Raw genomic sequence first — 776 nt, forward strand, 5'->3', positions numbered from 1 at the left:
GACTATTTTACTCTATTTTAAAGTTGCCCCATAGCAGCGAACAGGCTGTTGGTTTTGTTTCAGCATGGGACTTCAGGTTCAGCCCGGGCCTGACTGAAAGAATCACCTTCAAGTTCCGGAAAGATTGCCCACACTCGGATACGGCCTGTCGAACCACCCCTTGAAGCGCATGTCAGCCATCCTTTTCACCAGGCTTGCCGCCTCCTCCCCCTCCAGAAGCCCGATAACACTTACGGTAATATCGGCGTGCCCATCAACCACACAATCAGCCTGTTGTATGGATTCACGTATCCTGTGGACCAGCCATTCTGTCTGACTGGCATCTGTGTTCGGCAACACCACCCAGAACACATGCTCCTGCCAGCGAGCCATGACATCACCCTTGCGCAGCACTGCGCGGATGAATTCAGCGGCTTTGCGTATCACTCTGGCCTGATCCTGCCAGTTCACCAGCTGGTTCCCGGCGGTGTCGTGAACCACCTCCAGGCTCATCAGGCTCAATTGCTCTGCATGACGATTGGCCTTGTCCACCGCAAACTTCAGCAGGTCTACAAAATAAGTCGCATTGTAAGCACCGGACAGTTCATCTTTTATTCGCGGGCGAACGCTTTCAATTTGCGCCATCACATCACCCATGATGAGCGTCAGATTTTCAAATGTCGGGTACCATGTGATTATATTCCAAAAAGGAGCTATCCTTTGTTCCGAACCCGCCAGATATTGAACGACTGGCTCACGCAAAACCTGGAGGAAGCATAACGCCATGGTTATCCATC

1 protein-coding gene is annotated in these 776 nt (G+C 51.8%); it reads right to left on the bottom strand.

Translation table 11 applies throughout. The annotated features are described in order from the left end of the window. Positions 1–108: 108 nt before the first annotated feature. Positions 109–776: GGDEF domain-containing protein (locus ACOCD2_RS23415; protein ID WP_293675465.1), on the bottom strand; the 668-nt coding region annotated here is incomplete at its 5' end.

This window comes from Thiolapillus sp. (assembly GCF_048562965.1).
Classification (GTDB): Bacteria; Pseudomonadota; Gammaproteobacteria; order Chromatiales; family Chromatiaceae; genus Thiolapillus; species Thiolapillus brandeum_A.